Here is a 7,543-nt window from a genome sequence, read left to right as displayed (position 1 = left end):
GCGGAAAGCCGTGTCGAGTCCGCCGGCGGCCTCGGTGATCTCAAAACCTCGCTCAGCGACCAATGCCTGCGTCTTGGCACAACTGCGGTGCTCAGCGAACGCCAACTCCGGTTCGGCGTGGATCGCGTGGGATAGTTCGACCAGGTCCATGCCACGGCGCCGCACCGCGTCTTCGACGCGATCCAACACCGGGATTGAGGCCATCCTCGCAGTATCTCACCGACGATCACCGGCAATCACAACGTGTCGCGCGCAACGCGCATGTGCTCCTCGGCGCGAAGCCACACCTGCGCCGGGACAAATCGCTCGTCATCCCAGGTGGCGGATAGCACTCGTATTCGTCCCCGCCAGGTGTTCGTGATGGCGACGTGGGCGGGCCAGCGGATGAAACGGCGCAAATCCGCGTGGCTTTCCCAAACCGCCAGCGATCCGCCGCGCCACTCAACCTGCTTGCCCCACAGCCAAAGTCCGACCGCACCCCGCATAATCGGCCAACTCTCCGCCAGCTTCATGCCCACAACCGCGATCTGTTGCCAGTCCTCTTCGGAATCGGAATGAAAGTCGGTGAAGCTCACCACGACCGGGGACTGGCTCCCCTCGGACGGGCCGGGCAGCCAGTCCGTGCTGATGATGCCGCTGTCAGGCGCGATGGGCGGCTGACCGGTGATGGCCCCGACGGATGTTGTCGTCATCATGCCGCCGCGACGGGGGGTTGCCACTGCGGGGAGCGGCCGAGATAAGCGAGGACGCGGTCGAGGTCGTTGGTCGGTTCCTGGGACGGGACGGCCGGGATCGCCGGGCCAAACACCGCGCTTTCCGCGGTGCGGAAGTCTCCGTCGGGCACCGCGAGGGCCAACGGCACTGCGGCAGACACAACGTCGCCGGGAAGCTCGAAGGGCTGACCCATCGCGCGGGCCACATCCCAGCCGTGCACGACGTAGTCCACGTAGTGAAAACCGATCGCCATCGAGCCCGGGACGGTTGCGCCGGGCCCAAACTCCGGTAGCGCGAACGGCGCATCGAGCACATCGGCGCCGGCGAACGCGTCTAGCACCGTGGTGGCTGCCGCCGAATAGGTGCCTGCTGGGTCGGCTGCCACCGCTTCGGCGACGGTGTCGGGTTGCCATATCGCCAGGTCGGCTCCGTGACCGCGGGCGGCAGCGGCAAAGCCGAGATGCTGGACCGTCATGTGAGTGAGCAGGTCAGCAAGACTCCATCCCACACATGGCGTCACCTTTGATAAGTCGTCGGTGGTGACGACCGAGACCACGTCAACAGAGGCCAGCACGGCAACCCGATGCAACGGCCGAACATCTTGATTTATATGCATACGCATATCATATGTGTATGTAGATCATATGTCAACCCTTATTATCGAGAGGTGGTGCGAAAGGCGACGCGGCCCGACCTCGCGGCGATGCTGGTGCAGCTGGCTCAGCAAACCGTGGCTGCCGAGCAGCCAGTGCTGGCAGCGCACGGCCTGTCGATGTGGGGCTACATCGTTCTCAGCGCCCTGGATCGTTCGCCGATCCGCACTCAAGCGGCACTCGCCGAGGCGATCGGCGCCGACAAGACACGCATCATTCCCACACTCGACGAGTTGCAGCAGCAGGGTTACATCGAACGGATTCCCGATCCCGACGACCGCCGCGCGCGCCTGCTGGCGATCACAGAGTCGGGCCGGTCCATCAAAGACACGGTGCAGGTGGCCATCCAGCGTGGGGAGGAGCATTGGCTCGGGCAGCTATCGGCCAGCGATCGAGACGTCTTTCTGCGTGCACTGCGCCAACTCACCTTTGGCGCAACGTTGTCCGATTAGGCTGCCCGACTGTGACTGACGGTCCGTCCGACCCTGACGCGCTCGCGCGACGGGCCGCAAGGTTCATCGCGGACGGCACAGGGACCGCCGAACATGACGTCGCGATCGTGCTGGGGTCGGGTTGGGCCCCGGCGGTCGCCGCACTGGGCTCGGCGACCGCGGTGCTGCCGATGGCCGAATTGCCCGGCTTCACTCCACCGACCGCGGTCGGCCACACCGGTCAGGTGCTGTCAGTGGGTGTCGGTGCGCACCGCGTGCTGGTGCTGGCTGGTCGCCTGCACGCCTACGAAGGCCATGACCTGCTGCACGTCGTGCATCCGGTACGGGCGGCGTGCGCCGCTGGCGCGCGCGTCGTCGTACTCACCAACGCAGCCGGCGCAGTGCGTGAGGACCTCGAGGTGGGCCAGCCGGTGCTGATCAGCGACCAGCTGAACCTGACCGCGCGGTCTCCCCTGATCGGAGCGCACTTCGTCGACATGGTTGACGCGTACGCGCCGCGGCTACGGGCGCTGGCCCGCGAGGTCGACCCGGCACTGGCCGAAGGCGTCTACGCCGGGCTGCCCGGACCGCAGTACGAGACGCCCGCGGAGATTCGGATGTTGCGGACGCTGGGCGCCGACCTGGTCGGGATGTCGACCGTGCACGAGACGATCGCGGCACGGGCCGCCGGCGCCGAGGTGCTGGGCGTGTCGCTGGTGACGAATATGGCGGCCGGGATAACCGGCGAACCACTGAGCCACGTCGAGGTACTCGCGGCGGGCGCTGCCTCGGCGACGCGGATGGGTGCTCTGCTGGCGGACGTGGTCACCCGGCTGTGACACCGGAGGATTGGATCGCGCACGACCCCGACCCGGTGACGGCCGCCGACCTCGCCCGCTGCGCTCCGGCCGAACTCGCCGCGCGGTTCGCCCGGCCGCTGACATTCGGCACCGCGGGACTGCGCGGCCCCGTGCGAGGTGGCCCGGATGCGATGAACCTCGCTGTGGTGTTGCGTGCCACCTGGGCGGTGGCAAAGGTGCTCACCGACCGCGGCCTCCGCGGCTCGACGGTGATCGTCGGGCGCGACGCCCGGCACGGCTCGGCCCCCTTCGCGGTGGCAGCGGCTGAAGTGCTTGCCGCCGAGGGGTTTTCGCCCATGCTGCTTCCGCATCCGGTACCCACTCCGGTGGTCGCGTTCGCCGTACGACACACCGGCGCAGCGGCGGGTATTCAGATCACCGCATCACACAATCCACCGACCGACAATGGCTACAAGGTCTATCTCGGCGGCGGAATCCAGATCGTCTCCCCTACCGACCACGAGATCGAAGCCGCGATGGCCGTCGCCCCGTTCGCTGACGAAATAGCCAGGGCGCACATCGAACCCGCCGACGCCAATCTGGTCGAGCGCTATATCGAGCGGGCCGCCCGGGTCGGGCGCTCGTCGGGTCCGCTCCGGGTGGCGCTGACGGCGCTGCACGGCGTGGGCGGCGCGGTGGTCGTCGAAACGCTGCGACGCGCCGGCTTTTCCGACGTGCATACCGTCGCCAGCCAGTTCGGTCCCGATCCGGATTTCCCGACCGTCGCCTTCCCCAATCCCGAAGAGCCTGGTGCGACGGATGCGCTGGTGGCGCTGGCCAACGGCATCGATGCCGACATCGCGATCGCGCTGGATCCCGACGCGGATCGATGCGCCGTGGGCATACCCACACCGACGGGCTGGCGGATGTTATCCGGTGACGAGACCGGTTGGCTGCTAGGCGATTTCATTCTGGCCCGGACCGACTCGGGCGAACTCGCCAGCAGTGTGGTGGCCAGCACCGTGGTGTCATCGCGGATGCTGTCTGCGATCGCTGAGCACTGGGGCGCGCGCCACGTGGAGACCCTGACCGGGTTCAAGTGGCTGGCCCGCGCCGATGCCGACCTGCCCGGCACGACGTTGATCTACGCGTACGAGGAGGCGATCGGGCACTGCGTCGACCCGGCCGCGGTCCGCGATAAGGACGGCATCAGCGCCGCCGTGCTCGCCTGCGATCTGGTGGCAACGCTGAAACGGCAAGGCCGCTCGGTGCTCGACGCGCTGGATGACCTGGCCCGCCGGTTCGGCGTGCATGTCGGCGCCGCCGTGCCACGGGTGGTGGCCGACGCCGACGAGGCAACCGAACTAATGCGCCGATTGCGCGCATCGCCACCCACTCACCTGGCCGGATTCGCCTCGACCACAACGGATCTGCTACCCCAAACTGACGCGCTGATCTTCACTGGCGGCGACGCTGACACGTCGGCGCGAGTCGTGGTGCGGCCGTCGGGAACCGAGCCGAAGCTGAAGTTTTACATCGAAGTTCGCTCCGGCGCCCGTCAGCGAGCCACCGCGTTGTGCGACGACCTAGCGTCGTCGGTGCAGCATTGGTAGGTCAGCGCGGCCCGAACTGGCGGTCGCCGGCGTCGCCGAGGCCAGGGACGATGTACATAACCTCGTTGAGGCCGTCATCGACCGCCGCCGTGAACACCCGGGCGTCGGGGGCTGCTTTCTCCAGCGCCGCAATGCCTTCCGGGGCCACCACCACACACAGCACCGTGATGTCGTCGGCGCCGCGGCGCTGCAGGCACTCGATGGCGTGGATCATCGAACCGCCGGTAGCCAGCATCGGGTCGAGAGCCAGCACCGGCTGAGCGTGCAGATCCTCGGGCAGCGATTCCAAATATGGTGTGGCCAAAGCGGTCTGCTCGTCGCGGGCGACGCCGACGAACCCCACCCGGGCCTCTGGTATCAGAGTGAGCGCCGCATCGACCATGCCCAGTCCGGCTCGCAAAACCGCCACCAGCAGCGGCGGTTTCGCCAATCGGGTGCCCGCTGTCTCGGCCAGCGGGGTGCGCACGGCGACCGCCTGGCTGGGCGCGTCCCGAGTGGCCTCGTAGACCAGCATCAGGGTCAGATCGCGCAACGCGGCGCGAAACGTTGCATTATCGGTCTGCTCGTCGCGCAGTGCGGTCAGCCGGGCCGTCGCCAGCGGGTGGTCAACGACATGGACATCCACGAAGTTTGACCCTACGACGCCGCGGGCCGTTAGGCGCCGAAGAAGTTGAAGATGTCGAAACCGTAGCCAACGAGGTCGATCAGCGGCTGCCCGGAGATCAGGGGCGCGCCGTTCAAGATGGCGTCCGGCGCCAGCGACGGGATGCTCGCCGTCGCATCCATCCACGAGGTCAGCAGCGACGCGTCCAGTTGGTTCGTGGCGTCATAGCCCGACAGCAGCGAGTCGACAACCGATTGCGACAGCGGCGCCTGCCCGGCATCTTTCAGAAGGTCGTCGATCGGGCCGACGAACGACTGCACCCCGGCATACTCCATGCCGGCCAGCATCTGTAGCGGATCCATCTTCGGGATGAACCCGTCGGCGCCGGAGGCCACTAACTGGCCGGTCGCATCAACTTCCCAGGGGCCGGCGACACCGATCGGGTCGACGCCATTGACTGCGAAGCCGGCGCCCGGATCGCCTGGGTTCCCGTAGGCCCAGTCGTCGGACAAGATCGCAGACGGAGAAAAGAAATCGTAGAAGAACTGTCCGGCGGGTCCCCCGTCGAACATGAACGCCAGCGTGGGCAGCGGTGCAGGGATGTCGTAGAAGTGGGCGCTGCCGATCGTCCCGAGGTCAACCATGTTGGTGGTGTCCAGGTTCACGCCGGGAGTCGGGTCCGGATAGAACGGGTGCACGGTCTGTATGCCGATGAGCGCGTTGATGTCGGCGAAGAGGTTGCTGGGGTCCTCGGGGAAGTTGGCCCAGCCGTCGTATTCGCCGGTGTAGATGTCGCTCGCGATCCCGGTGGTCGGGGTGTCGGCCAAGCCCAGCGGGATACCGAGGAACGGAACGTGTTGCGGCTCAGGGCTCAAACTGAAAGCGCCGACGCCGTCGGGGAACGGGAAGCGGTCGAGGATCCCGCCGATCGGGCTATTGGGGTCGCCCAGCAGCACGAAATTCAAATGGCTCAGGTCCACTCCGGGCGGAGTGTTGTTGAGCAGATTGTTCATCTCCACGGTGGCGACGGTGGCGCTCTGCGAGTAGCCGAGCACCGCTACGTTGTTTCCGCCCTGCAGCGCCGGGACGATCACGCTGTTCAAGTCGATCACGCCCTGATTGACCGAGTCGCCGAAGGTCAGATCAGGCTGGCTGGGATTGCAGATGATCGGGCAAAACTGCTCCGGCGTGGTCAGGCCCTGGAAGGCGTAGTTGCTGAACTGGCTGAGGTAAAGCGATTCGACTGAGTCGATGTAGTTTTGGTCCGGTGTCGGGACGCCGGTGCCGCCCATGATCCAGCCTTCGTTGGCCAGAAGCTTGGCTTCGGCGACGATCGCCTTCATCTCCGACGGGAAGGCCCACATTCCTATCGACATCGCGCCCGTGACGGCGGCGCAGGCGATCGCGAAAGACCGCAACCTCGAATTTGACATCGCGACCTCCCAGCCGTAAGCCGCCAGCCGAGAATTTCAGTGATGGATCGCGCTCGATCCTCCCCGGCCGGGCGATTGGCAAACATCATGTCTTGTTCGGGCATCCGTCATGACGCGATTCGCAAATTTGTTTGCCGCGCTTCCCCGCTCGACACGCGTATACGTGTGCCAATGCGCGGGAGCAGGAACCATATACTCCCGCCATGCGGCGCCGACCATGGCGAAGCGGCAAACGATATCGGGCGGTCAGCCTATTCGGCGTCCTGGCGGTTGCCACTGCGTTGATGTCGTGGCCGCCAACCCATCAAATCCATGAAACCGGTCCCGTGGACGTCAAGGCGGCCTCGGTTCCGACCCCCGCGCACGTCGTCGTCGTGGTGGAAGAAAATCGCTCGCAAAACAACATCATCGGAAACAAGGCCGCGCCCTATATCAACCAGCTGGCCGCCAACGGCGCAATGATGGCGCAGTCCTTCGCCGAGGTGCACCCCAGCGAACCCAACTACTACGCCTTGTTCGCCGGCAACACGCTCGTCAACGACAACGTCTGCCCGGTCAACGCGGGCAACACGCCCAACCTCGGCTCGCAATTGCTCGCCACCGGCCACACATTCGTGGGCTTCGCAGAGAGCTTGCCCGCGGTCGGTTCGACGGAATGCAAGGCGGGGAAGTACGCGCGCAAACACGTGCCCTGGGTCAGCTTCAGCAACATCCCGGCCAACTACTCGCTGCCGTTTTCCGCCTTTCCTGCCCCAGCGAACTACGCCGGCCTGCCGACGGTCGCATTCGTCACCCCCAACCTCGACAATGACATGCACGACGGCTCGATCGCCCAGGGCGACGCGTGGCTGTATCAGAACCTGGCGCGGTACGCGGAATGGGCGAAAGCCAACAACAGCTTGCTGATCCTGACGTGGGACGAGGACGACAACAGCTCGCGGAATCAAATTCCCACGGTGATCTATGGAGCGAACGTCAGGCCGGGTACCTACACCGAGACCATCAGCCACTACAACGTGTTGTCCACGCTCGAGGAGATGTACGGGCTGCCGAAGCTCGGCCTTGCCGCCAGAGCGCCCGCTATCACCGACATCTGGGGCGGCTAACCGCGGGCTGGGGTCCGGCGGCAGCGCGGCCCGTCGCTATTGTGTGCCGCATGGCTGCTGACCTCGTGCCGATCCGCTTGAGCCTGACCGACGGTGACCGCTACACGCTGTGGGCGCCCCGCTGGCGCGATGCGGGTGACGAGTGGGAGGCGTTTCTTGGTAAGGATGAGGACCTGTACGGCTTTGAGA

At 66.1% G+C, this 7,543-nt stretch carries 8 protein-coding genes and 2 pseudogenes; 5 read left to right on the top strand and 5 right to left on the bottom strand.

Annotated features, from left to right (window positions below; genetic code table 11):
* The 3 genes and pseudogenes from WBF82_RS05205 to WBF82_RS05195 form a co-directional block, all read right to left on the bottom strand.
* Window positions 1-204 (bottom strand): annotated as a pseudogene (locus WBF82_RS05205) (amidohydrolase); the annotation flags it as partial.
* A gap of 32 nt (window positions 205-236) precedes the next feature.
* The gene (locus WBF82_RS05200; RefSeq protein WP_424382023.1) at window positions 237-692 is read right to left on the bottom strand and encodes a hypothetical protein; all 456 of its coding nucleotides are present in this window, start codon (window positions 690-692) and stop codon (window positions 237-239) included.
* On the bottom strand, window positions 692-1,330 hold the full coding sequence (locus tag WBF82_RS05195; RefSeq protein WP_424382022.1) for a TIGR03086 family metal-binding protein: 639 nt from the start codon (window positions 1,328-1,330) through the stop codon (window positions 692-694). The genes WBF82_RS05200 and WBF82_RS05195 overlap by 1 nt, the downstream gene beginning before the upstream one ends.
* A gap of 87 nt (window positions 1,331-1,417) precedes the next feature.
* Here WBF82_RS05195 and WBF82_RS05190 point away from each other — a divergent pair, with 87 nt between their 5' ends.
* Genes WBF82_RS05190 through WBF82_RS05180 form a run of 3 tightly spaced genes read left to right on the top strand, consistent with a single transcriptional unit; the run spans window position 1,418 to window position 4,211 of the window.
* Entirely contained in the window at window positions 1,418-1,819 is a 402-nt protein-coding gene (locus WBF82_RS05190) for a MarR family winged helix-turn-helix transcriptional regulator (protein ID WP_424382024.1), read from the top strand.
* An 11-nt stretch (window positions 1,820-1,830) separates the two neighbouring features.
* Window positions 1,831-2,637, top strand: coding sequence for a purine-nucleoside phosphorylase (locus WBF82_RS05185; RefSeq protein WP_424382021.1), 807 nt, complete (start codon window positions 1,831-1,833; stop codon window positions 2,635-2,637).
* On the top strand, window positions 2,634-4,211 hold the full coding sequence (locus WBF82_RS05180; RefSeq protein ID WP_424382020.1) for a phospho-sugar mutase: 1,578 nt from the start codon (window positions 2,634-2,636) through the stop codon (window positions 4,209-4,211). Before WBF82_RS05185 ends, WBF82_RS05180 begins: the two co-directional genes overlap by 4 nt.
* A gap of 1 nt (window position 4,212) precedes the next feature.
* Here WBF82_RS05180 and upp read toward each other — a convergent pair whose 3' ends face one another.
* Both upp and WBF82_RS05170 read right to left on the bottom strand, forming a co-directional pair.
* The gene (upp, locus tag WBF82_RS05175) at window positions 4,213-4,836 is read right to left on the bottom strand and encodes a uracil phosphoribosyltransferase (protein ID WP_424382019.1); all 624 of its coding nucleotides are present in this window, start codon (window positions 4,834-4,836) and stop codon (window positions 4,213-4,215) included.
* 29 nt (window positions 4,837-4,865) lie between these two features.
* On the bottom strand, window positions 4,866-6,248 hold the full coding sequence (locus tag WBF82_RS05170; protein ID WP_424382018.1) for a PE-PPE domain-containing protein: 1,383 nt from the start codon (window positions 6,246-6,248) through the stop codon (window positions 4,866-4,868).
* A gap of 203 nt (window positions 6,249-6,451) precedes the next feature.
* Between WBF82_RS05170 and WBF82_RS05165 the strand changes: the two genes are divergently transcribed.
* Together WBF82_RS05165 and WBF82_RS05160 are read left to right on the top strand one after the other, a co-directional pair.
* Window positions 6,452-7,354 carry an alkaline phosphatase family protein gene (locus WBF82_RS05165; protein ID WP_424382017.1) on the top strand — a complete coding sequence of 301 codons (903 nt, stop codon included), beginning with the start codon at window positions 6,452-6,454 and terminating at the stop codon, window positions 7,352-7,354.
* Between the two features lie 50 nt (window positions 7,355-7,404).
* Window positions 7,405-7,543, top strand: a pseudogene (locus WBF82_RS05160) (primosomal protein); the annotation flags it as partial.

The organism is Mycobacterium sp., from assembly GCF_049673265.1.
Taxonomy (GTDB): Bacteria; Actinomycetota; Actinomycetes; order Mycobacteriales; family Mycobacteriaceae; genus Mycobacterium.
Note: the sequence above shows the minus strand (reverse complement) of the source record. Positions and strands in the feature narration are given on the sequence as shown.

Bases quoted from the DNA above. Each gene is read 5' to 3' on its own strand.
- WBF82_RS05200 (WP_424382023.1), bottom strand. From the start codon at position 692: ATGACGACAACATCCGTCGGGGCCATCACCGGTCAGCCGCCCATCGCG.
- WBF82_RS05195 (WP_424382022.1), bottom strand. From the start codon at position 1,330: ATGCATATAAATCAAGATGTTCGGCCGTTGCATCGGGTTGCCGTGCTG.
- WBF82_RS05190 (WP_424382024.1), top strand. From the start codon at position 1,418: ATGCTGGTGCAGCTGGCTCAGCAAACCGTGGCTGCCGAGCAGCCAGTG.
- WBF82_RS05170 (WP_424382018.1), bottom strand. From the start codon at position 6,248: ATGTCAAATTCGAGGTTGCGGTCTTTCGCGATCGCCTGCGCCGCCGTC.
- WBF82_RS05165 (WP_424382017.1), top strand. From the start codon at position 6,452: ATGCGGCGCCGACCATGGCGAAGCGGCAAACGATATCGGGCGGTCAGC.